At 62.3% G+C, this 26,793-nt stretch carries 30 protein-coding genes, 1 pseudogene and 1 riboswitch; of the genes and pseudogenes, 10 read left to right on the top strand and 21 right to left on the bottom strand.

All coding sequences use genetic code 11. The features are described 5' to 3' along the window. Positions 1-24: 24 nt before the first annotated feature. The 7 genes from NKJ28_RS17585 to NKJ28_RS17555 form a co-directional block, all read right to left on the bottom strand. Positions 25-2,712, bottom strand: a complete 2,688-nt coding sequence (locus NKJ28_RS17585) for an EAL domain-containing protein (RefSeq protein WP_352636557.1) — start codon at positions 2,710-2,712, stop codon at positions 25-27. A 173-nt stretch (positions 2,713-2,885) separates the two neighbouring features. Then, positions 2,886-4,421, bottom strand: a complete 1,536-nt coding sequence (locus tag NKJ28_RS17580) for a DHA2 family efflux MFS transporter permease subunit (protein ID WP_352636556.1) — start codon at positions 4,419-4,421, stop codon at positions 2,886-2,888. Positions 4,422-4,724: 303 nt separating this feature from the next. Further along, positions 4,725-5,903 (bottom strand): HlyD family secretion protein, encoded by a 1,179-nt coding sequence (locus NKJ28_RS17575; protein WP_352517859.1) that lies wholly within the window; start codon positions 5,901-5,903, stop codon positions 4,725-4,727. Continuing rightward, positions 5,900-6,379 carry a MarR family winged helix-turn-helix transcriptional regulator gene (locus NKJ28_RS17570; protein WP_352517870.1) on the bottom strand — a complete coding sequence of 160 codons (480 nt, stop codon included), beginning with the start codon at positions 6,377-6,379 and terminating at the stop codon, positions 5,900-5,902. The genes NKJ28_RS17575 and NKJ28_RS17570 overlap by 4 nt, the downstream gene beginning before the upstream one ends. Before the next feature lie 81 nt (positions 6,380-6,460). Continuing rightward, entirely contained in the window at positions 6,461-7,462 is a 1,002-nt protein-coding gene (locus NKJ28_RS17565; protein WP_352624298.1) for a FecCD family ABC transporter permease, read from the bottom strand. Positions 7,463-7,491: 29 nt separating this feature from the next. Then, on the bottom strand, positions 7,492-8,439 hold the full coding sequence (locus NKJ28_RS17560; protein WP_352636555.1) for an ABC transporter substrate-binding protein: 948 nt from the start codon (positions 8,437-8,439) through the stop codon (positions 7,492-7,494). Then, the gene (locus NKJ28_RS17555) at positions 8,436-9,254 is read right to left on the bottom strand and encodes an ABC transporter ATP-binding protein (protein WP_502897392.1); all 819 of its coding nucleotides are present in this window, start codon (positions 9,252-9,254) and stop codon (positions 8,436-8,438) included. Before NKJ28_RS17555 ends, NKJ28_RS17560 begins: the two co-directional genes overlap by 4 nt. A gap of 92 nt (positions 9,255-9,346) precedes the next feature. After that, positions 9,347-9,550, bottom strand: a riboswitch (cobalamin riboswitch). A gap of 135 nt (positions 9,551-9,685) precedes the next feature. On the opposite strand from NKJ28_RS17555, the pseudogene NKJ28_RS17550 reads away from it, so the two are divergent. After that, positions 9,686-9,803: pseudogene (locus tag NKJ28_RS17550) on the top strand (AraC family transcriptional regulator); the annotation flags it as partial. Positions 9,804-9,882: 79 nt separating this feature from the next. Here NKJ28_RS17550 and NKJ28_RS17545 read toward each other — a convergent pair. Beyond that, on the bottom strand, positions 9,883-10,791 hold the full coding sequence (locus NKJ28_RS17545; RefSeq protein WP_352517858.1) for a LysR substrate-binding domain-containing protein: 909 nt from the start codon (positions 10,789-10,791) through the stop codon (positions 9,883-9,885). Positions 10,792-10,931: 140 nt separating this feature from the next. Between NKJ28_RS17545 and NKJ28_RS17540 the strand changes: the two genes are divergently transcribed. Next, positions 10,932-12,320, top strand: coding sequence for an FAD-binding oxidoreductase (locus NKJ28_RS17540; RefSeq protein WP_352636554.1), 1,389 nt, complete (start codon positions 10,932-10,934; stop codon positions 12,318-12,320). 40 nt (positions 12,321-12,360) lie between these two features. Here the strand turns inward: NKJ28_RS17540 and NKJ28_RS17535 are convergent, their stop codons facing one another. Beyond that, on the bottom strand, positions 12,361-13,296 hold the full coding sequence (locus NKJ28_RS17535; RefSeq protein ID WP_352636553.1) for a bifunctional helix-turn-helix transcriptional regulator/GNAT family N-acetyltransferase: 936 nt from the start codon (positions 13,294-13,296) through the stop codon (positions 12,361-12,363). A 217-nt stretch (positions 13,297-13,513) separates the two neighbouring features. Between NKJ28_RS17535 and groES the strand changes: the two genes are divergently transcribed. Both groES and groL read left to right on the top strand, forming a co-directional pair. After that, a complete protein-coding gene (gene groES / locus NKJ28_RS17530) occupies positions 13,514-13,810 on the top strand; it encodes a co-chaperone GroES (protein WP_006203049.1) in 297 nt (98 codons plus the stop codon). Between the two features lie 62 nt (positions 13,811-13,872). Next, positions 13,873-15,528 (top strand): chaperonin GroEL, encoded by a 1,656-nt coding sequence (gene groL, locus NKJ28_RS17525; protein WP_352541606.1) that lies wholly within the window; start codon positions 13,873-13,875, stop codon positions 15,526-15,528. Between the two features lie 93 nt (positions 15,529-15,621). Here the strand turns inward: groL and NKJ28_RS17520 are convergent, their stop codons facing one another. Continuing rightward, positions 15,622-16,221 carry a TetR/AcrR family transcriptional regulator gene (locus NKJ28_RS17520; RefSeq protein ID WP_352578268.1) on the bottom strand — a complete coding sequence of 200 codons (600 nt, stop codon included), beginning with the start codon at positions 16,219-16,221 and terminating at the stop codon, positions 15,622-15,624. A gap of 96 nt (positions 16,222-16,317) precedes the next feature. Between NKJ28_RS17520 and NKJ28_RS17515 the strand changes: the two genes are divergently transcribed. The 3 genes from NKJ28_RS17515 to NKJ28_RS17505 are packed head-to-tail and all read left to right on the top strand — an operon-like array spanning position 16,318 to position 18,226. After that, entirely contained in the window at positions 16,318-17,328 is a 1,011-nt protein-coding gene (locus NKJ28_RS17515) for a zinc-dependent alcohol dehydrogenase family protein (RefSeq protein ID WP_352636552.1), read from the top strand. Between the two features lie 48 nt (positions 17,329-17,376). Then, positions 17,377-17,823 (top strand): OsmC family protein, encoded by a 447-nt coding sequence (locus tag NKJ28_RS17510; RefSeq protein WP_352636551.1) that lies wholly within the window; start codon positions 17,377-17,379, stop codon positions 17,821-17,823. A gap of 16 nt (positions 17,824-17,839) precedes the next feature. Beyond that, positions 17,840-18,226 carry a nuclear transport factor 2 family protein gene (locus NKJ28_RS17505; protein ID WP_352636549.1) on the top strand — a complete coding sequence of 129 codons (387 nt, stop codon included), beginning with the start codon at positions 17,840-17,842 and terminating at the stop codon, positions 18,224-18,226. Between the two features lie 17 nt (positions 18,227-18,243). On the opposite strand, the gene NKJ28_RS17500 is transcribed toward NKJ28_RS17505, so the two are convergent. Both NKJ28_RS17500 and NKJ28_RS17495 read right to left on the bottom strand, forming a co-directional pair. Beyond that, positions 18,244-18,855 (bottom strand): LysE family translocator, encoded by a 612-nt coding sequence (locus tag NKJ28_RS17500; protein ID WP_352636548.1) that lies wholly within the window; start codon positions 18,853-18,855, stop codon positions 18,244-18,246. An 86-nt stretch (positions 18,856-18,941) separates the two neighbouring features. Next, positions 18,942-19,361 carry a nuclear transport factor 2 family protein gene (locus NKJ28_RS17495; RefSeq protein ID WP_352636547.1) on the bottom strand — a complete coding sequence of 140 codons (420 nt, stop codon included), beginning with the start codon at positions 19,359-19,361 and terminating at the stop codon, positions 18,942-18,944. A 158-nt stretch (positions 19,362-19,519) separates the two neighbouring features. Here NKJ28_RS17495 and NKJ28_RS17490 point away from each other — a divergent pair, with 158 nt between their 5' ends. Beyond that, entirely contained in the window at positions 19,520-20,449 is a 930-nt protein-coding gene (locus tag NKJ28_RS17490; protein ID WP_352636546.1) for an AraC family transcriptional regulator, read from the top strand. Between the two features lie 37 nt (positions 20,450-20,486). On the opposite strand, the gene NKJ28_RS17485 is transcribed toward NKJ28_RS17490, so the two are convergent. From NKJ28_RS17485 to NKJ28_RS17455, 7 genes are all read right to left on the bottom strand, one after another. After that, positions 20,487-20,825, bottom strand: coding sequence for a YkgJ family cysteine cluster protein (locus NKJ28_RS17485; RefSeq protein WP_352468390.1), 339 nt, complete (start codon positions 20,823-20,825; stop codon positions 20,487-20,489). Between the two features lie 50 nt (positions 20,826-20,875). Beyond that, positions 20,876-21,040: a hypothetical protein gene (locus tag NKJ28_RS17480; RefSeq protein ID WP_023722752.1), complete on the bottom strand. Its 165-nt coding sequence runs from the start codon at positions 21,038-21,040 to the stop codon at positions 20,876-20,878. Position 21,041: 1 nt separating this feature from the next. Further along, positions 21,042-21,449 carry a hypothetical protein gene (locus tag NKJ28_RS17475; protein ID WP_292664441.1) on the bottom strand — a complete coding sequence of 136 codons (408 nt, stop codon included), beginning with the start codon at positions 21,447-21,449 and terminating at the stop codon, positions 21,042-21,044. Then, on the bottom strand, positions 21,449-21,676 hold the full coding sequence (locus tag NKJ28_RS17470) for a hypothetical protein (protein ID WP_023677608.1): 228 nt from the start codon (positions 21,674-21,676) through the stop codon (positions 21,449-21,451). The genes NKJ28_RS17475 and NKJ28_RS17470 overlap by 1 nt, the downstream gene beginning before the upstream one ends. A gap of 344 nt (positions 21,677-22,020) precedes the next feature. Continuing rightward, a complete protein-coding gene (locus NKJ28_RS17465) occupies positions 22,021-22,230 on the bottom strand; it encodes a cold-shock protein (RefSeq protein WP_010915421.1) in 210 nt (69 codons plus the stop codon). Positions 22,231-22,667: 437 nt separating this feature from the next. After that, a complete protein-coding gene (locus tag NKJ28_RS17460) occupies positions 22,668-23,459 on the bottom strand; it encodes an SDR family oxidoreductase (RefSeq protein WP_352636545.1) in 792 nt (263 codons plus the stop codon). A 66-nt stretch (positions 23,460-23,525) separates the two neighbouring features. Continuing rightward, a complete protein-coding gene (locus NKJ28_RS17455; protein ID WP_352636544.1) occupies positions 23,526-23,987 on the bottom strand; it encodes a RidA family protein in 462 nt (153 codons plus the stop codon). A 97-nt stretch (positions 23,988-24,084) separates the two neighbouring features. On the opposite strand from NKJ28_RS17455, the gene NKJ28_RS17450 reads away from it, so the two are divergent. Next, a complete protein-coding gene (locus tag NKJ28_RS17450) occupies positions 24,085-24,936 on the top strand; it encodes a LysR family transcriptional regulator (RefSeq protein ID WP_352636543.1) in 852 nt (283 codons plus the stop codon). Positions 24,937-24,955: 19 nt separating this feature from the next. Here NKJ28_RS17450 and NKJ28_RS17445 read toward each other — a convergent pair whose 3' ends face one another. Both NKJ28_RS17445 and NKJ28_RS17440 read right to left on the bottom strand, forming a co-directional pair. Next, positions 24,956-25,711, bottom strand: a complete 756-nt coding sequence (locus NKJ28_RS17445) for an SDR family NAD(P)-dependent oxidoreductase (RefSeq protein WP_352636542.1) — start codon at positions 25,709-25,711, stop codon at positions 24,956-24,958. 77 nt (positions 25,712-25,788) lie between these two features. Next, positions 25,789-26,457 carry a glutathione S-transferase family protein gene (locus NKJ28_RS17440; protein ID WP_352468360.1) on the bottom strand — a complete coding sequence of 223 codons (669 nt, stop codon included), beginning with the start codon at positions 26,455-26,457 and terminating at the stop codon, positions 25,789-25,791. Positions 26,458-26,603: 146 nt separating this feature from the next. Here NKJ28_RS17440 and NKJ28_RS17435 point away from each other — a divergent pair, with 146 nt between their 5' ends. Beyond that, entirely contained in the window at positions 26,604-26,783 is a 180-nt protein-coding gene (locus NKJ28_RS17435) for a CsbD family protein (RefSeq protein WP_352636540.1), read from the top strand. Positions 26,784-26,793 lie beyond the last annotated feature (10 nt).

The raw sequence follows: 26,793 nt of genomic DNA, 5'->3' as shown, positions 1-26,793 counted from the left end.
GGAAGCCTGCTGGCGACCGATCCGTCAGTTTTTGCGGCCGCCGCCGAGCAATTCCTCGATGTCCTGCGCACAAACCGGCCTGCTGAAATGATAGCCCTGCATTTCGTCGCAATTGTTCCTGCGCAGGAAAGCCACCTGATCATCTGTCTCAACGCCCTCGGCGATGACCCTCAGGTTGAGATTTTGCCCCAATGAAATCACCGCGCTGGCCACAGCCTGATCGTTCTCGTCGGCGGCGAGATCCTTGATGAAGGACTTGTCGATCTTCAGCCGCGCCACGGGAAAGGTCTTGAGTGCGCTGAGGCTGGAATAGCCGGTGCCGAAATCATCGATCGAGATCTGGACACCCAGGCTTTGCAGGGCGTTCATGGTGGCGACCGCCAGCTCGATATCCTGCATGATAAGGCTCTCGGTCACCTCCAGCTCGAGATACCTGGCCTCCAGGCCGCTGTCCTTCAGCGCGCTGACGATGCGATCGATCAGGTTGCGCTCCCTGAATTGCCGCGCCGACACATTCACGCAAACGGTCAAGGGCGGCAGTCCTGCGTCTTGCCAGGCTTTGTTCTGCCGGCACGCCTCATGCAGAACCCAGTCGCCGATCGGTACGATCAGACCTGTCTCCTCGGCGGTCGGGATGAACATCGTCGGCATTACCGTGCCAAGCGTTGGGTGGTTCCAGCGTATCAGCGCCTCGACCGCAAAAACCCGACCTGACCGAAGGTCCACCTGCGGTTGGTAGAGCAGCGTGAATTCCGAACGCGCCAAGGCGTTTCGCAACTCTTCCTGAAGCACGAATTTTTCATGCGCCCTGGTGTTGAACTCCGGAGCGTAAAACTGGAAATTATCGCGGCCGAACTCCTTGGCGCGATACATGGCCGCATCGGCATTTGCCAGCAGCGTATCGGGATCCGTTCCATCCTTGGGATAGTTGGCAATGCCGATACTGGCCGTCGCCCGCACAAGATGCGCTCCGAGCTGAACCGGCTCGGCGAGTGCAGCCCTGAGCTTTTGCAAGGTCTCGGAAACGAGATCGACGTTCGCCGGCTGGTCGAAAAGCACGACGACGAATTCGTCGCCGCCAAGTCGCACGACGGTATCGGTCGCCCGGACGCAGTCGACCATGCGACTTGCGACGATCTTCAGGAGCTCGTCGCCGGCATTGTGGCCGAGCGTGTCGTTGACGAATTTGAAATTGTCCAGATCGATGAACACCACTGTCACCCAGCGATCGTATCGCTGGGCGTACAAGACCGCCTGTGAAAGCCGGTCCTCCAACAAGGCGCGATTGGGAAGCCCGGTCAGCACGTCATGATTGGCCATGAAGTGGATCCGGTCTTCGGCCTGTTTGCGTTCGATGGCGATTCCGGCGATGCGCGTGGTGAAATCGATGAGGCGAGTCTCGGCCTCGGTCGGTTCGCGCACCGTCATAGAATACATCGCAAAAACGCCGAGCACGGCGCCCTGATGCGACAGGATCGGCGTCGACCAGCATGAACGCAAACCGTGTGGCCGCGCGAGTTCGCGATAGTCCTGCCAAAGCGGATCCTGCATGATGTCAGCGACAATCACCGGCTCGCGCCGATAGACTGCGGTACCGCAAGACCCTGCCCTTGGGCCTACCGCGGCGCCGTCGACGGCGTCGGTGTAGTCTCTCGCCAGGCTCGGCGCGGCGGCGTGGCGCAAGTGGCTGCCATCCTTGTCGAGCAGCAAGACCGAACCGAATATCCCCGCCAGTTGGGACTCGACCAGACGCATGAGCCGCTCGAGCACGTCTTCGAGGGGAGCGCTCTTTGCGATCATCTCGAGGATATGCGCCTGCCCGTCGCGAAGGATTTCGGCCTGCTTGCGCGCAGTGATGTCGCGGGCAATGCCGACGAGGCCGAAAATGTTGTTCTGAACGTTGCGCAACGGCAGTTTCGTAGACAGGAACCATTTGCCGGTGCCTGACGCATCGACGACGAACTCCTCCTGGTCGATCATCGGTTTTCCGTCGCGCATCAGTTGCTGCTCGATGAGGCGAAATTTCTGCGCAAGATCCGGCGCGTGAAGATCGAAGTCACTCAGACCGATCATGTCGCTCGTGCTGTCTCGACCGCTGTCGGACGCGATGGCTCGGTTGGCGACGACGAAGCGGCTTTCGGTGTCCTTCACCCACATGTAGTCAGGCACCAGGTCGATCAGCGTCTGCAAGGAGATACGCTCGTCGACGACCAAGCGGTTGGCGCTGAGCTCGCTGATGTCCTCATGCGTGGCCACCCAGCCGCCGTCAGGCATCGGCTGATGGCAGACCTGAATTGTCCGGCCATCGGCGAGCTCGGCTGTCCAGTTCCCCGAAGCCGTGCCCGAATTGACTGCCCGGGCCAACGCCAGATAAGCGTCCGCATTCATTGCCGAGGTTCCGACAGCGACGCGCCGCTCGACGATTTCGCGCAGCGCCGCACCCGGCTGCAATTGCTCCGGTGCAAGGCGATAGATTTCCGCATAGCGTCGATTGCACAGGATCAGCCGTTCATCGGCATCAAAGAAACAGATGCCTTGCGAGATGTTCTCTATCGCGGTCTGGAACCGCAGTGCCTGGTCCTGAAGTGCCGCAATCGTGGCGCGCAGCTCGCGCTCGAGGGCCTCATATGAGGCAGTCGCCAGTTGTGCCAGCGTCGTCAAATTTGCGGATTCGGGCGCGTCGGCGGTTTGCCTGGATGACTTCGTGGCCAAACACAATTCCTCCCGCTGATGCTTGAGGCAAGCTAAGGAGGCTCGCCTTCAACCCAAAAGCGACTGCATATTGGTCCGGATATACTAATGGCAGGTGAACCTGGCTCAACGCCGACGCTACCGGCACAGGCAACGGAAGCCGTGAGCCGGTCGCGGTGCCGGAGCCGTGAGACTTAGTCCATATGCGCGGCAGGCGCCCCACCGGCGGGCGGCGCAGCCTTTGGCTTGCGCAGCAGGAAAACAAAGGGGACAGCAAGCAGTGTCATCATCATCAGCAGCTTGAAGTCATTGACGTAGGAGATCATCATCGCCTGGATATTGACCATGCTATCCATCAGCGACAGCGCCGTCGGATCGCCGCCCGCCGCTGCCGGCGATGCCGCCCAGAGGTTGGGATTGAACGGATTGATATAGGCCGAGAGCTCGGCGTGATTGATCTGCGTGTTGCGTACCAGCAGAACCGTCACCACCGATACGCCGATCGACGAGCCAAGATTGCGCACCAGGCTGAACAGCGCCGTTGCATCGGTGCGGAAGCGTGCGTCGAGCGTGGCGAAAGCCACGGTGGACAGCGGCACGAACACCATTCCCATTCCAAGGCCCTGGATGACGCCGGAGCTGAGGATAAGCCAGTTGTCCATCTGCGGCGAAAAGCTCGACATCGTGTAGAGCGATTGCGCGGTCAGCAGGAAGCCGATGACGACGAGGATCCTGGCATCGATCCTGTGCATGATCCGCCCGACGAACAGCATCGCGATCATCGTGCCGACACCGCGCGGGCCCAAGACGATGCCTATGGTGAGGGTCGGATAACCGAAGATGGTCGACAGCATTGGCGGCAGCAGCGACATGCTCGCCAGGATGAGCACGCCCATGACAAAGATGAACGCGAGCCCGGTGACGAAATTGCGATCGAGGAAGATCTTCGGGTCGATAAAGGGGTGCTCCGCCGTCAACGTGTGGATGGTGAATACCCAGAAACCGGTGATGGAAAGACCAAGCTCGATCCATATCTCGATCGAGGAAAACCAGTCGACCTCGCCGCCGCGATCGAGCATCAGCTGCAGCGCGCCGACACCGAGCGAGAGCATGGTGAAGCCGAAGAAATCGAAGCTGCGCACGCGACGGGCGACGCTGGGAAGATATGCGGCCATGCCAAGGAAGGCGATGATGCCGACCGGCAGGTTGATGAAGAACACCCAGCGCCAGTTGAAATTCTCGGTCAGCCAGCCACCCAGCGTCGGGCCAAGGATTGGTCCCAGCATGATGCCGGCGCCCCAGATGGCCATGGCCTGGCCGTGGCGTTCCCTGGGGTTGATGTCGAGCAGGAAGGTCTGCGACAGCGGCACGATGGCCGCGCCGAACACGCCTTGCATGAGCCGGAACAAAACGATGGTCTCAAGGCTCCAGGCGATGCCGCACAGCATTGAGAAGACGGTGAAACCGACCACGGCCGTCAGGAACAGCTCCTTGCGGCCGAAGCGGTCGGCAAGCCAGCCGGTCACCGGCGTCATGATCGCCGCGGCAACGATGTAGGAGGTCAGCACCCAGTTGATGTTGTCGGGCGAGGCGCCGAGATCGCCGGTCATGGTCGGCAGCGCAACGTTGGCGATCGTCGTGTCGAGCGCCTGCATGATCGTCGCAAGCATGAGCGCAACTGTGATCAGGCCGCGGTGCGGTACTTCGCGAAAGGGTTCTGGGCTGCTCATGAGCTAAAACTTCCAGCAGGTAACAAAACGTGTACATTAGGTTTCCGGACGGCGAGGCCCTCGCTGTAGAGAGACCCTCATCGCGGTGGGACGCGAGCATCGATGTGGGGGTTACATCGACTGAGCGTCTCGACAAGCGGGCGCCTGCCGCCCGGAAACCTGAGGACCGAAGATCCTGCGCGGCGTTGTCTGCTCAGGCAGGCTACAGCGCAGCCCGTCCACGCATTCAACTTTTCCTGCGCCTCCCTCGGACCAATCCTGCATCCATCTCGCTGTTTGCTATGCGGCCGCTACCAGGCCTCTTTACCTGGCCTCGCCTGCCGTGGCGCGGCCGAAAATGCTCGGCAGCCCGCGGGAAACGCCGGTGTCCACCGTGACCGTCGCGCTCATGCCGGTGCGCAGCGCCGTCTTGGCGTCGGCATCGGCCAATTCCAGGCGGACCGGAATGCGCTGCGTGACCTTGACCCAGTTGCCGGTGGCGTTCTGCGCGGGCAGCAGCGAGAACTCGGCCCCGGTGCCGGCGCCGATCGCCTTGACGGTGGCTTCGAACGTCTTGCCCGGATAGGTATCGACCACGATTTCGGCCTTCTGGCCCGGCTTCATGTTGGTGAGCTGGGTTTCCTTGAAATTGGCGTCGACCCAGGTGTCGCCGGTCTCGACCAGCGAAAACAGCGGCGTGCCCGAACCGACATACTGGCCGACCTTGAACGAAGCGGCCTGGCTGATGATGCCGTCGGCAGGTGCCTTGACCGTGGTCTGGACCAGATCGTAGGCCGCCTTGTCGCGTGCGGCGAGCGCCGCCATTACCGTTGGATGCTTGTCGGTCTCGATGTCGGGATTGCCGCCAAGTGCCGCCTTGGCGCTGGCGATCCCTTGCTGGGCCACGGCCAGCTGCTGCTTCGCCTTGTCGAGGTCGTTCTTGGCTTCGTCCAGAGACGACTTGGCGTTGATGCCCTTGCGGGCAAGGTCGGCGGCGCGGTCATATTGCGACTGCGCGTACTGGACCTGGCTTTCGTCGGACTTCTCCTGCGCCAGCGCCTGGCTGTAGGCCGCACGCAGCTGCTCGACATTGAGCCGTGCGCCAGCCACCGCCGCGTCGGCCTGGGCCAATGCGATCCGGTAGGGCTCGGGATCGATAGCGAACAACACGTCGCCCTGCTTGACAGACTGGTTGTCGAAAATGTCGACCTGAACGATGCGGCCCGCCGTATCGGCGGCTATCGACACCTTGGCCTGCTGCAGATTGGCGTTCTCGGTCTCCTGATAGCGGCCGCCGGTCACCCAGACATAGCTGCCGCCGGCGATCAACGCAGCGGGCAGCACAAACATCAAAAGGAAGCGGCCGGCACGGCGCTTCTTCTTCGGCGCCACCGGCGCCGGAGCTATCTGCGGAGCGACCGTTACCGGAGCTGCCGCCGGCTTCGCGGGAGCTTCCATCTCCAGCTTGGCCGCATTCTCATCTAGTTTGGCTACCGCGTTCATGCTGCTGCGCCTTCCGTATTCTTCACTTTTTCCGAGGGCGGCGTCTCACCATCTGCAAGATTCTGCACCATTGTCTCCAGCGCCCTGACCAGGACGTGGCGATCTTCCGGCGAAACGCCAACGAGCGATTCCTCATAAACCTCGCCGGCAAGGCTCTTGACGTGGGTGTAGGCCGCGTTGGCCTTGGCGGTCGGGAAAATCATGCGCACTCGCCTGTCGGTTGCGTCGGGACGGCGCTCGATCCAGCCGCCCTCCTCCATGCGATCGACAAGACGCGAGACGCTGATCGGCTCGATTTCGAGAAGCTCGGCAAGCCGCGCCTGCGCGACACCCGCCTCCTTGGCGACACGTACCAGAAGCCGCCATTGCGCCGAAGAAAGGCCGAAACCACTGGCGCGCGCCTCGAAGCGCTTGCGCATCAGGCGCTGCACGTCGTGGATCAAAAAGCCCAATCTGTCGATGCCGTCGGAAACCATGAGCGACATATATAATAAGCGTGCTCATAATTCAAGGAGCCGGATTGTGCCAGAAGCCGGCAAGTGTGCATGGCAGTCACATCATGAGCGATTGCGAATGAGCATCGTGACCACGAAGAAAGCACCGAACGAACTGGTGATGATGCCGATCGGCAGTTCCTGCGGCGGCAGCAGCGTGCGCGCGAGAAGATCGCTTGCCAGCAACAGCACCGCTCCGAAGATAGCGCAGGTTGCGATCAGGCGAAGGTGTAGCGGGCCGGCAAGGGTCCTGGACAAATGCGGGATCATCAGGCCAACGAAACCTATGACGCCTGCTACCGAGACAAGGATTGCTGTCGAGAAAGCGGCGACGAGAAATGTCATCCTGCGCATCCGCGCAACCGGCACACCCAGGCTTTCGGCGGCATTCTCGCCGGCCAGGAAAGCGTCGAGCCGACGATGGTTCCAAAGTCCATAGACAAGGATGGTGCCTGCGCCCAGAGCAGCCAGCCCGACATTGTCCCAACGCGCGAGCCCGAGCCCGCCCATCGTCCAGAACAACACCGAGTGAGCGGCGCGCTGGTCTCCGGCAAAGACGAGATAGTTGGTCAAGGCGGTGAACATGAAGGAGACAGCAAGCCCGGCGAGGATCAGCCGTTCGGGGCCTTGCCCCCTCACCCGCGAAACCAGCAACAGCACGATGCCGGCGGCTAATACGCCGCCCGTGAAGGCCGCGACCGGCAACGTCCAGATGCCGAAATGGTCGCCAAAAATGGTGATGACGGAAACCGCGCCGGCCGCCGCTCCGGACGACAGGCCGAACAGGAACGGATCGGCGAGGTCGTTGCGCGTTACCGTCTGCAGCAGCGCGCCGATGACGCCCAGCCCGGCGCCGACACAGATGGCCATAATCGTGCGCGGCAGCCTGAGATCGACAACGATCTTGGCAATCGGGATCTTGCCGGCCGGACCGGACACGATATCTCCGTCCAGCCCGGCCGCATGTCCGAGCGCAGCAATCACGTCGCTCAGCGCGATGACCGTCGATCCATAGGCAATCGACAACAAAGCAAGAGCGGCAATTGCTGCTGCTCCTGCTGTCATGGCCAATTCGAACGCTCTCTGGCGCAAGCTCAGAAAGCTTCCGGGTGCATCGCCCTGGCGATCTTGCCGATCGCCTCGATGTTGGCAGGCCCAGGTGTCAGTTCGGCATAGCGCAGCGCGACGAAGCGTTCATTTTTGACCGCATCAGTCTCCTTCATCGCCGGATGGGCTTTGAGGAAATCGAGCAGTTTCCTGTAGCCGCCGCCGTCCTGGTAGTCGAGCAGGATAAGGAATTGCGGATTGCGGGCCGCCACCGTCTCCCAATCCGTATTGCCCCAACTCGTCGCCATGTCGGCCATGATGTTGTCGCCGCCGGCAGCAGCGATCATGGCGCTGGGGATCGCGAACTTGCCTGATGTGAAAGGTTTGTCTTCGCCGGAGTCGTAAAGAAACACGCGCGTTCCCTTGCGGTCGCCGATCTTTGCCGTGATATCGGCAAGTTGTGCCTTCCAGTCCGACACAAGCTTTCCCGCCTGGGCCTCCTTGCCAAAAATCTTGCCCAGCTTTTCGACATCACCATAGAGCAGGTCCATCGAGGCCGCGGGGCGGTTCTTGTCGAGATGGACGCAGCTTTCCGTCAGCACAAGCGTCTTGATGCCGTACGGCGCCAGCGTATCGGGCGTCACCTCGCCACCTGGTTTCATGCCGTAATACCAGCCGGCGAAGAAGAAATCGGGCTCGACGGCGACGAGGTTTTCGAGCGTCGGGTATTTCGGCGCGAGTTCCGGGATCGCGCCCTGCTCAGCCTTGAATTCCGGACCGACCTTGTACCATCCGGTGATGCCCGTCAGGCCGACGATCGACGGTTGCAGCCCCAGCGCGAAGGCCATCTCCGCCATGTTCAGATCTTGGATAACGGCGCGCTTCGGCGCGGCTTCGAACGTCAGCGGCGTGCCGCAGCTGTCAACGGTCACGGGAAAAGCGAAGGCGGCCTGGGCAAGCAGTAGGGGGGCAAAAGACAATACGAGGCGTTTCACGAATGTTGCTCCTTGGTCAGATCAGGATGGGAAGAGGCACGGTTAGGAACGTCGAAGATCGTAAGTTCGCGGTCCTCGGTGGGATGGCGCAGCCGAAGCATGTCGACGCCGAAAGTCTCGCGGATCAATTGCTTGGTCAGCGCCTCGTGCGGACCGGCGAGTGCCTGCAGGCGGGCCTCGTTCATCACCGCGACCCTGGTGGCAAATGGCGTGACCAGCGACAGATCATGAAGCACCGCCACCACGGTCATGCCAAACTGCGATACGAGTTCGAGAAGGTCGCTGCGGGCGCGCGGATCGAGATGATTGGTCGGTTCATCGAGGAACAGGATTTTGGGCTCCTGGGCGATGGCGCGCGCCAGCTGGGCGCGTTGCCGCTCGCCACCGGATAGCGAGCCGATTGTGCGGCCGAGCAGCGGCATCAGGCCGGTTCTGCGAAGCGCTTCGATGACGATGTCGCGTTGCTCGCTCCTTCGTCGCAAGCCCGCATGGGGGACGCGCCCAAGCTCGACATAGTCGATCACGGCAAGCCGCGGGTCGGGCTGATCGGTCTGGCCGACGACCGCCATGTGCAGCGCCCGCTCGGCGGCCGAAAATCTCTCCAGCCGGCGTCCGGAGAATCTCACGTCTCCTGCGCTTGGCCGCAGCGTACCGCAGAGCATGCGCAGCAGCGTCGTCTTGCCGGCGCCGTTAGGGCCGATGATGGCGAGGCGGTCGCCCGCCGCTAGCGAAAGGCTCACCGCACTGACCAGGCGCTGGCCATTTGCCGTCGCACTCAGTTCGCGCGCTTCAAGAAGAGGCTGGGAGGCGTCCAACTTACCGTCACTTTCTCAATGGCGACGGAAGGAAGCTGGACGGACCGGCCGACAAGACCGATGTCCACGTCTCCTCCCGGCACACCCCGTCCGGTCAACTCATGCTGATGGCAGGTCTCCTGGCTCGCGGGTCTTTGCGCCATCCTGCCTTCCCAGCCTTGCCGGCCAGTGGCACTTCGGATCTTGCTAACCGCTTACAGTTGCGGGGGCAGCCACGGCCTCGATCCGAAGACCTCACCGTGTTCCCTTTTCACCCCTTGCCTTTCGACTCGGGGACCATCACTCAGCCACCCTAATTTTCCGCCACTCACAGCGCAATAAATTTTCGGAGTTCGGACAGCCGCTGGAGCAAGGGTCTTGTCAGAAGGAGTCATGCATACCTCGTAATGTAATAACATTACGTACCTAGAGGACGTTGTCTGCTTCTGTCAACCCCCAACACGATTTGGGACAAATGGCTGCCGGCATCTGGGCGCGAGGTCGCCGATGCGCCGGAATTCGATCCCTGTAGCGGCAAGGCTGGAAATTTGGATACCGGTCAAAGTGTGAGGCGCGGCAGGCGACCCCGAAGCGCAGGAAGCGCTGCTACCGCTTGTGACGAGCATGCAGAAGATCGGCGTTCAGATGCTCAGACTATCGATCTCATCCAGGCGGAAAACGCTTCGATATGCGCTTGTCGGGGGTGATTGGCTACGCAGGCAAGGTAAAAGCCATAGCCTGGCAGACAGAGATCATGTGCCTTGACTAGCCTGCCAGCCTCGAGTTCGCCACTGACGACCACATCGCTGCAGATAGCGATACCTTGGCCTGCCGCTACCGCGTCAATCGCGTGCAGCTCTTCGCGGAAGCTTAGGTCCCATGCCTGGTTGGCATTGGGGATGCTGGGATCGATCGAGCGTGCGATCGCCAGCCATCGTTGCCAAGTCGGCGCTTCCGGGTCGCGGTTCGTCCAATTGAAATGGATGAGCGGGTATTGCAGCAGATCGGCGGCGCGCTCGATCTGTCGGTCGCCTCCTGCGAACAACTCCGGGCTGCATACCGGAAAGAATGCGTCCCGAAAAATTTCCTGCGCGGGAACATCCCGCGGCATCCTGCGCGCATAGCGGATCGCGACGTCGGCGTCACCGGCTCGCAGGTCCAGAACGGCGTCTGTCCCGATGATCTCCAGTGGAATGTTCGGATGCTGTTCGCGCCACTTCGACAGGCGCGGAACCAGCCATCGGCTGGCAAATGCATTTGGGCTCGTCACGCGCAACGGGCGTTGGCCAACTCCGGCCGAGGCTGATGCTATTGCCGCAGCGAAAGCGTCGAAGCCGCTGCAAATTACCGGGAATAGCCGTTCGCCCACGCCTGTGAGCACGAGCGGTCGTGGGCGCCGCCGGAACAGCAGTTGCCCACAGACCTCCTCCAGCAATCGAATCTGGTGGCTGATGGCCGTTGGCGTCACGCCGAGTTCCGTCGCGGCCTTCCTGAAGCTCATCAGCCTGGCAGCGGCTTCGAAGGCGCGAAGCGACCCGAGCGGCGGAAGTTTTCTCATCCAGGCAGTTTAGATGAATTTAGCTCATCCAGCGACTGAGATATTCGATTTTGCAGCGAATGGCGCCGCATGAGATCATTGTGATCCGGTGAACGACAGCGGCCTGTCCAACCGTGCTGAATCACGAAGGGTATCCCTCGATGAGCATGTTCAAGCTTATAGACGGTTCCGAGCCGACGTTGCAGGCGCCAGATATCGCCCGGCTCAGGCAGGCGATTAGCGGCGATCTGATCCTTCCGGACGACCCTGGCTATGACCAGGCGCGCAGAGTTTGGAATGGCATGGTCGATAAGAGGCCGGCGGCTGTTTTCTATTGCGCCGAATCCAGCGATGTCGTCACGGCCGTCAACTTCGCCCGATCGCAAGGCTTCCTCGTCGCCGTCCGCGGCGGTGGTCATAACGTCGCTGGCAGTTCGGTATGCGACGGCGGCTTGGTGATCGATGTGTCACGCATGAAGCGGATCGAAGTCGACCCGATCCGCCGTGTTGCGCGCGCAGAGGCCGGCCTGAACCTGGGCGAGTTCGACGCAGCCACACAGGTCCATGGTCTTGCGACGACCATGGGTGTCAACGCGGATACCGGCATAGCCGGACTGACACTCGGCGGCGGGTTCGGCAAGCTTGGCCGCAAACATGGACTGAGCTGCGACAACCTTGTCGCTGTCGAAATCGTGACGGCGGACGGCCGGTTGCTCACGGCAAACGCGGCCGAAAATGCAGATTTGTTCTGGGGCATTCGGGGCGGCGGCGGCAATTTCGGAATAGTCACCACCTTCGAATACAAGCTCCATCCAGTGGGTCCGCTTCTCATCGCGGGATCGATGTTATACCGCTACGAAGAGGCACGCGAAGCGATGCGGTTCTATCGTGCGTTCTCGAGCGGCGCCACGGATGAGCTGAGCCTGGATGCAGCACTTGTGACGGCGCCCTCGGGCGAACGCTTCTTCAGCATATCGGCGTGCTACATCGGCCCACTCGACGAAGGCCAGCAAATCATTCAACCTCTGAGAGAGTATGGCACGCCAGTTGAGCGCCGGGTTGCTCCTGTCCCCTATCTTCAAATCCAATCGGCCGGGGACAGCCTCTTTCCGCGCGGGCGGCGCTACTACTGGAAGGCGCAGTTCATGCGCGAAATCACAGATCAGGCGATCGATACCATGCTTGCGGCTTACATGACTGCACCCAGCGAATCGCTTCTAGTCCTGCAGCAGGTTGGCGGCGCCATCTCGCGAGTACCGATGGACGGAACGCCCTACGCCAACAGAGATGCACTTTACGATTGCTTCCCGATATCGATTTGGGACAATCCGTCTGACGACGAAACGCACATCCGATGGGCGCGCGACCTGTGGGATGCAATGAGACCGTTCTCGACCGGCGGCGTCTATGCGAATAATCTCGGCGAAGAGGGCACTGATCGGGTTCTGGCGGCTTACGGCGAGAATTATCCGAGGTTGGCCGCACTAAAGAACAAGTATGATCCCACCAATTTCTTTCGCTTGAACCAAAACATTAAGCCTGCGGCCTGAGCGACCGCCCCAGGCCGATGCTCGAAATTCTGCGGCGCTGCTACAGCTCCAAATTCCAGTTCTGGCCGACCAGATCCTTGCCAAAGGAATGGTGGCGCTCCTCGTTGGTCAATTTAAAGCCCGCAGCCTCATAGATGTGGCGAGCGGCGGCGAGCACGCCGTTGGTCCACAGCGTCAGTGTCCTGTAACCCCTGGCGCGGCAAAAGCCGACACATTCCTCGACCAGCCGCTTGCCGATCCCGAGGCCGCGCGCCGAAGGCTCGACATAGAGCAGGCGCAACTTCGCCACCGCGTCCGACTGGCGCACGACGAAGACGGAGCCGACGACCTCGCCTTCCCGCTCGGCGATCCAGCTGCGTTCCCATTTCGGATCGAAGGATTTGACGAAGGCACCGAGGATTTCGGCGACCAGCGCTTCATAGGTTTCGTCCCAGCCATATTCCTGCGCGTAGAGCAGGCCCTGGCGATGAATGATCCAGCCGATGTCGCCGACTTGCAGAGGCCGCAGCATATAGGGAATTTTGGGCTCGGCGCTTCCGCCCAGCAAACGCTGCACCGTCTGCATGGCCTTGACCAGCCTGTCCTGTTCGGCAACCGAAAGCCGTTCGAGCAAAGCCCCGACCTGGTCGTGCGAACCCTGGTTCAGCGGCGCGAAGGCCTGCCGCCCGGCCTTGGTCAGCGCGATCGACGAGCGCCGCGCATCCGCCTCGATCGTGGCGCGCTCGACCAGATCACGCTCCTCGAACTTCTTCAGCAGCCGGCTGAGATAACCGGCATCGAGGCCGAGATCGCGCGCAAGGTCGGTGGCGGTCAGGCCATCGCGATGCGCCAGCTCATAGAGCACCCGCGCCTCGGTCAGCGAGAAGGTGCTTTTCAGCAGCCCTTCGTCGAGCAGCCCGATCTGGCGGGTGTAGAAGCGGTTGAAGGCTCGCACCGCGTCGATCCGCTCCTTGCCTGGGTGATGATGAATGGTCATGGCATCCTCCTCCCGGCAAGATCAGCGATTTAGTTGACTTGGTCAAGTATCCGTTTGAAGCAATTGTCCTGATTATGCCCAGCGGGCGCCTTGACTCGCACGAGCTGCCAGCCTATTTCAGCGCCACGTTAGCACTCCCCCAAGATGAGTGCTAACCACATGTCCGGCGCCGCCGGACGGAGGAACTGTTCTCACCATTCTCATCGAGGAATAAAAAATGGCAAAGTCGAAGTTCCGCCCGCTTCATGACCGCGTGGTCGTTCGTCGGGTCGAATCCGAATCCAAGACCGCGGGCGGGATCATCATCCCCGATACGGCTAAGGAAAAGCCGCAGGAAGGCGAGATCATCGCCGTCGGTTCCGGCGCCCGCGACGAAGCCGGCAAGCTCGTCCCGCTGGACGTCAAGGCCGGCGACCGCATCCTGTTCGGCAAGTGGTCGGGCACCGAAGTCAAGCTCAATGGCGAAGACCTTCTGATCATGAAGGAATCCGACATTATGGGCATCATCGGCTGAATATCGGCCTCACCCTCGTTTAAATCTTCGGGCTCAATCCAAGCCCCTGCCAGGAGCTAAAAATGGCTGCCAAAGACGTAAAATTCTCCCGCGACGCTCGTGAGCGCATGCTGCGCGGCGTCAACATCCTCGCCGACGCGGTGAAGGTCACGCTCGGCCCCAAGGGCCGCAACGTCGTCATCGACAAGTCGTTCGGCGCACCGCGCATCACCAAGGACGGCGTCACCGTCGCCAAGGAAATCGAGCTTGAGGACAAGTTCGAAAACATGGGCGCGCAGATGGTCCGCGAAGTTGCTTCGAAGACCAACGACATCGCCGGCGACGGCACCACCACCGCGACCGTTCTGGCACAGTCGATCGTCCAGGAAGGCCACAAGTCGGTTGCCGCCGGCATGAACCCGATGGACCTCAAGCGCGGCATCGACCTCGCCGTCGCCGACGTCGTCGCGACGCTGATCAAGAACGCCAAGAAGATCAAGACCTCGGAAGAGGTTGCCCAGGTCGGCACCATCGCCGGCAATGGCGACGTGTCGGTCGGCTCGATGATCGCGGAAGCGATGCAGAAGGTCGGCAATGAGGGCGTCATCACCGTCGAGGAAGCAAAGACCGCCGAGACCGAGCTTGAAGTCGTTGAAGGCATGCAGTTCGACCGCGGCTATCTCTCGCCCTACTTCGTCACCAACGCCGAGAAGATGGTTGCGGATCTGGAAGACGCCTACATTCTTCTCCACGAGAAGAAGCTCTCCAACCTGCAGGCCATGCTGCCGATCCTCGAGGCCGTCGTGCAGACCTCGAAGCCGCTGGTCATCATCTCGGAAGATGTCGAAGGCGAGGCCCTGGCCACGCTGGTCGTCAACAAGCTGCGTGGCGGCCTGAAGATCGCTGCCGTCAAGGCGCCGGGCTTCGGTGATCGCCGCAAGGCCATGCTGGAAGACATCGCCATCCTCACCGGTGGCCAGGTCATTTCCGAAGACCTCGGCATCAAGCTCGAGAATGTCGGCCTCAACATGCTCGGCCGCGCCAAGAAGGTGTCGATCTCCAAGGAGAACACCACCATCGTCGACGGCGCCGGCAAGAAGGCCGAAATCCAGGGCCGCGTCGCCCAGATCAAGCAGCAGATCGAGGAGACCACCTCGGACTACGACAAGGAGAAGCTGCAGGAACGTCTCGCCAAGCTGGCGGGCGGCGTTGCCGTCATCCGCGTCGGCGGTGCGACCGAAGTGGAAGTCAAGGAAAAGAAGGACCGCGTCGATGACGCCCTCAACGCGACCCGCGCGGCCGTCGAAGAAGGCATCGTTCCCGGCGGCGGCGTCGCACTGCTGCGCGCTTCGCTGAGCATCAAGGCAACCGGCGCCAACTCCGACCAGGCCGCTGGCATCAACATCGTGCGCCGCGCGCTGCAGGCTCCGGCCCGCCAGATCGCGGCCAACGCCGGTGCGGAAGCATCGATCGTTGCCGGCAAGATCCTTGAGAACAAGGGGGCAACCTTCGGCTACAACGCCCAGACCGGCGAATATGGCGACATGATCGCCATGGGTATCGTCGATCCGGTCAAGGTTGTGCGCACGGCTCTGCAGGACGCGGCCTCGGTCGCCGGCCTGCTGGTCACCACCGAAGCCATGATCGCGGAGGCTCCGAAGAAGGAGTCGGCTGGCGGCGGCATGCCTGGCGGCATGGGCGGCGGCGGCATGGGCGGCATGGGTGGCATGGATTTCTAATCCAGCCAATCTCGCAAGCTTACGGAAAGGGCGGCAGCGATGCCGCCCTTTTTGTTTGCTTCACAGCGGGCTGCCCCGGCTCAAGCGGCGATATCAATGCACCGCGGCAGCGGCACTCTTGGCCGGCAATGCCCCCTCAATCAGCGCCGCGACCTCATCGGCTACCGCCAGCACCGGGGCGCGGTCGTGGGTGGCGCGTGCGATCACCATCAGTCCTTCAAGCGATGATTCGACCAGCAGTGCCAGCGCGTGCGCGCGTCGCTCGGGCACCCCGGCCCTGACGAACGCCGCCCTGAGCAAGCCTATCCATTGCTCGAAGGCGGACCGGCACAACTCGGCCAGTTCCGGCATGTCGATCGGCGAGTCCAACACCACGGGCGCGATCGGGCAACCGAGCGTGAACCGATTGTCTTCCAGCATGCGCGCGACCGACTGGTAGATGTGGTGGACAGCCACCGCCGGGTCCTTTTCGGCAGCGAGCGCGGCGTCCAGCCTCTGCGTCACGTCGGCGACGCTGTCGCGCGTCACCTCGATGACCAGCTGATCCTTGCCGCCCGGAAAGTGAAAGTAGAGCGAACCTCTCGGTGCGCCTGAGGCGCTCAAAATATCGTTGAGCGACGTGCCGTGGTAGCCGCGCTGCCTCAGCAGCAGCCCCGTCGTCTCGAGTATGCGGGTGCGGGTGTCGTTCGCCATGTCAACCTCTGTCAGGAGTGAGCATTATAGGCCTTGCCTCGAATATGACAATCGGTCTACATAATATGTAGATCAGTCTACATATTCGAGAGGCAAATGCGCTGTTATCGTCTTGAAGGAACCTGCGGTACCAAGTGCCTGGTGATGCGCGACGAGGCGCAGCCGACGCCGAAGCCGCACGAGATCGTCGTGCGTGCCCGCGCCACCGCGCTCAACCGCCGCGATACGATGATCCTCAACGGCACCTACCCCCTGGCGCCGCGCCAAGGCGTTATCCCGCTGAGCGACGGTGCCGGCGAAGTCGTTGCCGTCGGCGAGGCCGTCACACGCTTTGCCGTCGGCGACCGCGTCACCGGCAGTTATTTTGCGCGCTGGATCGATGGCCGCATCAATGCCGGTCTGATCGACCAGCTTGGCTGCACGCTGGACGGGATGCTGGCCGAATACGCCGTGCTCGACGAGCAATGGGCGGTGCGGCTTCCCGATCATCTCGACTGGCATCAAGCGGCGACGCTGACCTGCGCCGGCCTGACCGCCTGGAATGCCGTGACGGCGGCCGAAATGCCGAAGCCCGGCCAATGGGTTCTTGTCATCGGTTCAGGTGGCGTCGCGCTATTTGCGCTGCAATTCGCCAAGCTGCTCGGCTGCCGTGTCGTGGCAGTCAGCTCGCGCAACGAGAAGCTGGACCGGCTGCAGGCGCTGGGCGCCGACCTCGTCGTCTCGACCGCCGACATGCCGGAATGGGGTGCTGCGGTGCGCGAGCAGACCGGCGGCATCGACCTCGTCGTCGAGACCGGCGGCCCGCCGACCTTCGCGCAATCGATGATCGCCTGCGCGCTTTACGGGCGCATCGTGCTTCTCACCATACAGGATGCGAAAGGCGGGACGGTGCAGATCCCCGGCCCGGTCTACCAGCGCAGCCTCGCCACCATCAGCCGCCTGTTCGTCGGCAATCGCACCAACCTCGAAGCCATGCTGCGCGCCATCTCGGTGCATCGCCTCAGGCCTGTCATCGACAAGGTGTTCGCCTTCGACGAGGCCAAAGACGCCTACCGCTATTTCCAGCAAGGCGACGTCTTCGGGAAAGTGGTCGTCGACGGCGCCTGACTGGTCCGCCCCAAAATCTGATCGACCTCAAATCAAAGGAGAGACACAATGACCATTCGTGAAGCAGAGGCCCAATGGCAGGGATCGTTGAAGGATGGTTCGGGCCGGCTGAGGCTCGGTAGCGGCGTCTTCGAAGGTGCCTACTCGTTCCCGTCGCGTTTCGAGAACGGTGCCGGCACCAACCCAGAGGAATTGATTGCGGCGGCGCATGCCGGCTGCTTCTCGATGGCGCTGAGTGCCGTCCTCGGCCGCGAAGGTTACACTCCCGCACGCATCCACACGATCGCGAAAGCGCATCTCGGCGCCACCGCGGCTGGACCGACGCTGACCCGTATCGAGCTGGAGACCGAGGCAAGCGTCGCCGGGCTGGCGGCGGCGGAGTTCGAGCGGCTGGCGCAGACGGCCAAGGAGAGCTGCCTCGTGTCGCGGGCGCTGGCCGGCGTCGCAGTGATCACGCTCAAGGCCCGCCTCATCGAAACCGCTACCGATCACTGAAGGGAAGGAATATCCAATGACACAGGAACTCATCATCGACATCGCCGCAGCCAAACGCTCCGCCGAAACGGCCGAGATCATGCGGCGCTACAACGACGTCTTCCAGCGCCACGACCCGTCGGCGCTCGACGATCTGGTGGCGGAAGATTGCGTGATCGAGAACACCACGCCGGCCCCGGACGGCGCCCGCCGCATCGGCAAGGGCGCCTGCGTCGAACTGTGGTCGGCGATCGCGACCGGACCCGGCACGCGCTTCGACATCGAAGAAACTTTCGTCGCCGGCGACCGGGCGACGATCCGCTGGCGCTACTGGATGGCCGACGGCAGATCGCTGCGCGGCGTCAACCTGATGCGCGTGGCGGACGGGCAGATCGTCGAGACCATGGGCTACGTGAAGGGTTAGGTCCGCGATCTTCCTGTCTACCGGTCCGCCAGCGCCAGTTTGGCGCCGAGCATGACAAAGGCACCGGCGAAGGTGCGGCGCATCCAGGTCAGCACCTTTGGCCGCGACACGACATGGCTGCGGATTGACGCGGCAAAGATGCCGTAGCCGACAAAGACCACGAAGGTAAGCAGCATGAAGACGCTGCTCAGCTCCAGCATCTTCGACAGCGCATGCGGTTCGGTGGTGCTGACGAATTGCGGCAGGAAGGCAAAGAAGAAGATCGACAGCTTCGGATTGAGGATGTTGATGAGGATGCCCGAAGTGATCACTTTGCCGGCCGAGCGCGGCGCGACATTTTCGTCGACGCTCAGGCCGCCCTTCTCCTTCAGCGTGTTCCAGGCCATGTAGAGCAGGTAGGCGACGCCGAGATATTTCAGCGTTTCGAAGGCGACGGCACTGGTATGCAGCAGTGCCGCGAGGCCGGTGATGGCGGCCGCCATGTGCGGAATGATGCCGAGCGTGCAGCCGAACGCGGCAATGATGCTGGCGCGCGCACCACGCGAAAGCCCGGCGCTCAGCGTATAGAGAACGCCGGTGCCGGGCGAAGCCACGACAATCAGCGACGTCAACAGGAATTCGATGCTCACAGATGGTCTCCCGGTGCTGGCCCTGCCGCCGCCAGCGTAATCAGCGAAACGTGCGGGCACAAGCCAGCCTGAGAGCCTATCCGCATTCAGATCATGCTATTGGCGTGCAGCTTGCTATCCGCAATGGGCTGCCGAACTTCCCAGTGTTCGACGAGCTTGCTGTCCTTCAGCCTGAAAATGTCGACGATGGCCAAGCCGTCCTCTTCGGGTTCGCGTTTTGCGTGCATGTGCACGATGACGAAATCCCCTTCGGCAAAAATCCGCTTCACCTCTCCTCTCACGAGGGGAAATGACTGTTTGAGCTGCTGCAGATAGGCTTTGAAGCCGTCCGCACCATCGGCAATGTTCGGATTGTGCTGGATGTAGTGTTCGCCAAAATGCATCGAAGCAGCTTCGATGTTGCCTTGGTTTACTGCTTTGTCGATGAAGTCCAGGACGATCGTCTTGTTGGTCTCGAGCGAATTGCGACTCTCGGCTGGAACTGGATTTGATGGTTCGTCACGCATGTTTTGCTCCTTCCCGTGCCTGCTTCTGCCCGGTGTGGACAGGAGCGTCCGCACGCCGACATTGCCAATATGATCAGCCACGCTTGTGAGACGGTCGATATGCTATTCGCCTGGATTCTTATCCAATCGTCTAATATCGTCTGGTTCATTGTCGGAGGATGGTTCTCATGGACGCCTTGTCCGAACTTCTTGCTTCGCTGCGATTTGGCAGCGCCATGATCGGCAGCGCGACCCTGCATCGGCCATGGGGTATTTCAGTCGATCCGACAAGGAATGCCGCCATCCACGTCATACAGAACGGCGAATGCTGGTTGCGGCTGACTGGTCAAAAAGAGCCGATCCGCTTAGGCGAGGGAGATGTCATCCTTGTCGCGAGCGGTATCGGGCATGCCCTTTGCAATCCGGCGGATGCACCGACGGCATCGATATCCGCCGTCCTTTCCGCAAATCGGAGCGGACTGGAACCGAAAAGCGAGAGCGGCGCGACAACTCTTCTTTGTGCGAGATATTCACTCGACGGCGTCGGGCCATATCCGATGGTTTCGCTGCTTCCTCCGCTGATTCATTTGACCCGGAATCAGATCGACACCAGCGAGCCGCTGCGGCTTGCCCTGGAACTTCTGCAGGTCGAAGCGAAAGGCGATCTCGGCGGCCACGACATTGTCGCCCCACGCCTTCTCGACAGCACGTTGATCTTCTTGTTGCGCGCCTGGATCGAACATCAGCCACTCGGAACAGGGGGATGGTTTGGCGCCTTGCGCGACAAAGGCATTGCGCAGGCTTTGCGCCTGATCCACGAGCGGCCGGGCAATCCCTGGACCATCGCTTCCCTTGCCAGCGGCGCAGCACAGTCCCGGGCCACCTTCGCGCGTCGCTTCGCTCAACTGGTAGGACAGCCGCCGCTGTCCTATGTGACCCGGTGGCGGATGAACCTTGCCGCCAAGGCTCTGCGGGAAACGAACCAGAACATTGGCGAGATCGGGCGCGCCGTCGGATATGAATCGGTGCCGTCGTTCTCGCAGGCATTCAAACGATTGACCGGACGATCGCCCGGCCTCTACCGCAGCGACTTTCGCCCATCTGATTGACGAAATTCAAACTGAGACGCCAGCCCGAGGGCCGTCATTACAGCGTCGGCAGACCTTGAGCCCGACGCGCGATCAGGCAGTCGTCATCGCCCGGCATGCAGGCGCGGCAGACGTCGGGGCGGATGTCGTAGATGCCGCAGGCCGTTGACTTGCCGACCTCGCCGCACAGTGCCGAACAGCGCGCGCCGTCGCAGCGCATACCGGCTTCGTCGGCAGCCACGTATTTTTGCGGGATAAGGTCGAGCTGCGCGTCATCCTCGGTGGAGAAGCGCGGCCATCTGGACGAGTAGGCGCAGCAGGCGCCACAGGTCTGGCAATCGAAGGCAATCGGACCGGCGCCCTCTTGTGGCGACGAAAACTCCTCTGCGACCGCCAAGGCAAGCAGCCTTGGCGCAGATTTCCGGTCGGCATTTTGCTGCAAGGGCGCTATTTCTTCTTGGGCTTGCGCGGCGGTGCTTCCGCCGGCGACCTGAACAGATCGGTGCCCGCTTCGGCGGCTTCGCCGGTTTTTGGCGCGGCGGCCGGCTTGGCCGGCTTCACGGCGGCAGCAGGCGCTGCCGGCTGGCCCTTGGCGGAAAACTTGATTGCCATATCAATCCTCGTCAGAGAAACGCGATGATGGCGCATTCGGATTGCGAAGGCGGCCGATGAGCGCCGAAACGGCCGTGATATTCATTTCTTCGGGCGACCAGTTCCTGGCTTCCTCGATGTGCCGGGGCGCCAGCTCGCGATGCGTGCTGCCGCTGTAGGCGGCATCCTGAAAGGTCACGCGCTCGCGGGTCTTGGCGTTTTCCCGGACGTATTCGATCAGATAATTGGGGCATTCGGCACGACCGCGCACGCCGAGCCGAACCTGGGCATCGCCGTGGACACGCCTGCAGCGCTCGAGCTTTTCGAGCACGCGCCGGACATATTCGACCGGCTTGTCTAGTTCGCCCACGACATCGGCGATGGTCGAATCTGCGGCGATCGCCTTTTGAGGCACGCGTTTGGTGGCCATCAGCGTTTGCCTGCGCGTTTCGGCGAGGCCGCGAGCGCAACCGCCGCCGCCATGTCGTCGGCTTCCTTCTCCAGGCGCAATTCGCGCAGCCGCGCGGTCTTGGCTTCGCGGGCCTGGCTGACGGCATCCCGTTCGGAATTGATGCGGTCGAGCGACATCGACTGGGTCCGCGTCTTGCTGAAAATGGATTCGGCCTGGTCGCGGGGTTTTTTTGAAGTTGCGGTCAAGGTCTTTCTCCCGGTTCGGAGCACGCCGCCGAAAAGTGGCGAGACTGGTCTTTCGGCCAGGATCCCGCACAAAGCAATACGGCAGCCAGTTTCAAATTGCTGGAACGTCCTTAGCACGTCCGGGCCGTCGAGCAGCGCTCTTTCGGCGATCGAAGCGCAAAAATGAAAAAGGCCAGGCACCGCCTGACCTTCCATGAGAGCGCCCGCGCATCCCGAGAGACGCGCAAGGAAACGTTCTTCTCATGCGCATGAGCGGGGACTTAACATCCCCGCGATCATGCGCTGGAATTTGCCATTCACCGGTGCCAGTACATCCGTGGTCACCGGTGAGGCTTAATTCCGTTTTAGGCCGCCTTCAACTGGTCGGCGGACATCTTGCCCGACTTGTTGTCGCGGACCATCTCGTAGCCAAGCTTCTGGCCCTCGACGATGTCGCGCATTCCGGCGCGCTCGACGGCTGAGATGTGGACGAAAACGTCGGCAGAACCGTCGTCAGGCTGAATAAAACCAAAACCCTTGGTGGCGTTGAACCATTTAACTGTGCCTGTGCTCATAACGAACCCTTTCCATGGCAAATATTCGTTCGCCGTCATGCGGATGCACAACAACGTTTGTCCCGATTTTGATGGGGGAAGTTCGCCAAAGGCGCGCCTAAGCACGCGGATAACAAAAGTCGGTCAAACAAATATCGACAAAATTCTTATAGACTTCTTTGCGCGTTGTGTCAATTTTTTTGATTTTCCACACTCGCGGAGACGCGCGGCGGCGGCCCGCGCCAGCACATCGGACGGCGAAAGCCGGGCTATTGCCCGCCGAAAATACCAATCAGCCGGGAACCATTTTGGCGCCGGGGCATTCTTTCGGTGTCGAAAGCCGTTCTTGAAAGAGCGATCTTGAGAGAGGCGGACGACAAACAGGACGCCCCCGCGCAGATAAAAGGCACGAGGGGCGTTCCTGTGATGCGACCATTCGCGCCGCTGCACCCTGCCCCTCACAGCATGGCCCGGCTGAGCCCGCCATCCACCGGCAAAGCCACGCCGGTGATATAGGCGGCGTCGTCGCTGGCCAGGAATGCGGCAACCGCGCCGAATTCGGCGGGGGTCCCGTAGCGCTTTGCCGGGATTTCGGCCTGACTCTCGGCGGCGATCACAGCAGCGTCCACACCCCTGTCGGCGGCGTCCATCGCGTCGAACTGTTTCGTCCGGTCCGTCGCAAAACGGCCAGGCAGCAACAGGTTGACGGTGACGCCGTCCGCCGCCACTTCGCCGGCCAGGGTCTTGGCCCAGCCGGCAAGCGACGCGCGCAACGCATTCGAAGCGGTGAGGCCGGGGATCGGCTCGCGGACGGACGTGGAGGAAACGGCGATGATGCGTCCCCAGCGCCGCGCCCGCATGCCTGGCAGGAAAGAAATGGCGATGCGCATCTGGCTCAGCACCATGCTGGTGAACTGCTTCTCCCAGACGCTCGCATCGAAGACGCTGGCCGCGAAGGGGGGCGGGCCGCCGCCATTGAGCAGGACGATGTCGATCCGCTGATGCTCGTCCTCGATGGCACGGATCAGCCGGGAGACGCTGTCGTTATCGGAAAGATCGGCGCTGAAGGTCGAGCAGATGTGGCCGGCGGACTCGATCGCGCGCCGCGCCGCATCCAGGATCTCCTCCCCTCGTCCGACCAGGATGATCTCGGCGCCTTTCGCCGCGAGCGCTTCGGCGACGCCGAAACCCAGGCCCTTGCCTCCGCCGAGAACAAGCGCCTTCCGCCTCTCAAGATTTGCACTTATCAAGCCAAGCCTCCCCTGGTTTCGCTGCGCACTCTCGGATCAGGCCCGAGTGCATGTTTTGGGCGTGCATCAGCGGACGTGCACAATGGCGTCGGCCTCGACCGGAACATTGGCCGGCAAGCCGGCCATACCGAGCGAGCAGCGGGCATGCTCGCCACGCTCGCCGAAAACATGGAGCAGAAATTCGGATGCTCCGTTGCCGACCTCCGAATAGGCCGCAAAGCCGGCCGCCGCGTTCACATAGACGGTCAGCTTGGCGAATTTCACGACGCGGTCGAGATTGCCGTCCAGTTCCTTGTCCAGCCAATAGACGATGTTGGCCGCGCAGAGCCGGGCGGCGTTCCGCGCCGCGGCCAGATCGATCTCTGCGCCAACCTGGCCGATCGCAGCGATCTCCTGCCCGATCTCGGGGATCTGACCGGAGACATAGACGATGTCTGCGACCCGAACCGTCGGCGAGAACGGCAAAGCAGGCCGATCGAGCGACGGCCAGGCGACACCGAGCTCTTCAAATCTTCTTCTGTAGGACAAGGTGGCTGCTCCTGTTTTCGTTGGCGCGAGCGGACCTTGAATTCAGGTCGGGCTTTCGGATAGCCTGATAGTGCTGACACAGCTATCAGGAATTCTTATGACTGGAGATATCGACGTCCGGCTGCTGCGCGCCTTCGTCACCGTGGCCGATACGGGAACGGTGAGCCGGGCGGCCGATCGGCTTGCCCGCACGCAGGCGGCGGTGAGCATGCAGCTTCAGCGCCTCGAGGGCGAAGTCGGAGCCGAGCTGCTGCGCCGTTCGCCGCGCGGCGTGACGCTGACCGAGGCCGGCGAGATCCTGCTCGCCTTCGCCCGCAAGGCCATCGCGATCGGCGACGATGCCAGGCGCGAGATAGAAGGCCGCAGGCTGGTCGGCCGTGTCCGGCTCGGCATCGTCGAGGATTTGGCGGTAACGCGGCTGCCGTTGATCATCGCCGAATTCCGCCGCCGGCATCCTTCCGTGGAGATCGAGCTGACGTCGGCCAGCAGCAGCGATCTCAGCAAGTCGCTGGGCGAAGGAAGATGCGACATCGTCATGGCCGATCCGGCGCGCTTCACAAAGGCGCCGCGAGGCCATCTGTCACGACAGCTGGTCTGGGCGGCAAGCCGCATGATCGAGATCGATGACGAGGTTGAGCTTCCGCTGATCATCTTCGAAGGCGCCTGCTCCTGGCAGGACAGGATGCTGGCCTCGCTCGCCGAGGCCGGGATCGGCTGGAAGATCGGCTGCCGCGTGTCGACCTTCGCGACACTGATCTCGGCGCTGAGGGCCGGGCTTGGCATCGGGCTTCTGCTGCAGGAAGGACTGCCGCCCGACTGCCAAAGCCTCAACGGACGCTTCAACCTGCCGCCGGCGCCGATGGCGGATTTCGGCGTCTATCTTGCGAGGGACCCGTCCCGGCTGGTCGAGGAGTGTGGCGATTTCCTGCGGGCGGGTTTCGAAGTCTAACGAAACGATCCGACGTCATTCACCGCTCCTGGTCGGTCGGGCGGATGACGATCTCGTTGACGTTGACATGTGCCGGCTGGCTCACGGCGTAGAGAATGGCCGCGGCGATGTCCTCGGCGGTCAGCGCCTCCATGGCGGCGAGCCGCTGGTCGAGCCCGGCCTTCGCCGCCGGGTTGGTGACATGGTCGCCGAGTTCGGTGCGCACCAGGCCGGGCTCGATGACGGTAACGCGAACCTTATCGGCGTAGACTTCGCGGCGCAGCGATTCGGAAAAGCCGACGACGCCGAACTTGGTTGCTGCATAGCCGCTGGCCCCCGGATTGGCGACACGGCCGGCGACCGACGAGACGTTGACGATGTGACCCTTGGCGGCCCTCAGATGCGGCAGCGCCGCCTTGGTGACGCCCATCAGCGCCAGCAGGTTGAGCTCGACCATGCGGCGCCAGTCGTCGAGCACCGCCTGGGCGGCGGGCGACAGAAGCATCACCCCGGCATTGTTGACGAGGATGTCGAGGCGGCTCCATTCGGCGACAACCTTGTCGACCATGGCGCTGACATCGTCGTTGCTGGTGACGTCGGCCTCGATGCGGAGCGCCGTGCCGCCGGCCTTTTCGATACGTGCGGCCAGCGCTTCGAGACGATCAGCGCGGCGTGCGGCAATCGCCACCTTGGCCCCGGCGGCGGCCAGCGCCACAGCCGTTGCCTCGCCGATGCCCGAGGAGGCGCCGGTGACAAGCGCGACCTTGCCGGCCAGTGCGGAAGAAACAGCTGTCATTGTGAAATCTCCAAGGCCCCTGCCCGATCTTCAGATAGGCCGCGGGCCGCGAAGTGGAAGACCGGCTTTGCTTGGTTCTACTCGTCTGGGCCGGGCTCCGGCCAAGGCTCTTTCGCCGCCTCGGCATACCAGTGGCGCATCGCCGGCATCGAAAGCACGGCGTCGACATAGGCGCGGGTATCGGTTGCCAGCGTGCCACCATAGGTGTCGAAGCGGGTGACGACCGGCGCGTACATGGCGTCGGCCGCGGTGAAATGGCCAAACAGGAACGGGCCGCCTTTGCCGTGTTTTTCGCGGCATTGCCGCCACAAATCCTCGATGCGCGCCCGTTGCGCCTCACCTTCGGCGTCGAGCGGCCTGTGGCCTTTCGGCCGGCGCAAATTCATCGGCCAGCCATAGCGGACCTCGCGAAAGCCCGAATGCATCTCTGTCGCCGCCGAGCGGGCCAGCGCACGAGCGCCGATGTCGGCCGGCCACAGCTTTTTCTCGGGAAACAGCTCAGCAAGATATTCAAGGATGGCAAGGGTTTCCCAGACGATCCGGACCTCGCCAGTCGGCAGCCGATGGTTCAGCACCGGCACCTGGCCGGTCGGCGATATCCTGGCCAGATTGGCCGCGGTCTCGGGCGTGCGCAGGCGCACAAGACCTTCCTCGAACGGGATCTCCAGATGCTTCATCGCCAGCCATGGCCTCAGTGACCACGACGAAAAACACTTGTTGCCGATGAAGAGCGTGAATTCAGCCATTGTCCCTCCGGCCCTGTCTGTTCGGGCTTCTCGCGCACCCTATCCTGTCGGCTTCGCGGCCGGAAGCTATCCCAATCGACGGGCAGAACCCGGAACCTAAGCGATCCGCGACCGTTTCTCCAGGCGAACGGTTCAGGAGATGCGAGATGGTGAACAAGGATCAGGTGGCCGGCGTTGCCAAGCAAGCCAAGGGCTCGGTCAAGCAGACCGCCGGCAAGGCCACCGGCAACAGGCGCACCGAGGCCGAAGGCGACGTCGACAAGGCGACCGGCAAGATCCAGAAGGCTTACGGCGACGTGAAGGACAAGGTGAAGAAGGCGCTTTGAGGGTGGCCCT

The organism is Mesorhizobium sp. M0145, from assembly GCF_040322355.1.
Lineage (GTDB): Bacteria > Pseudomonadota > Alphaproteobacteria > Rhizobiales > Rhizobiaceae > Mesorhizobium.
The sequence above is the reverse complement of the archived record's forward strand: the minus strand, read 5'-3'. Positions and strand labels throughout refer to the sequence as shown.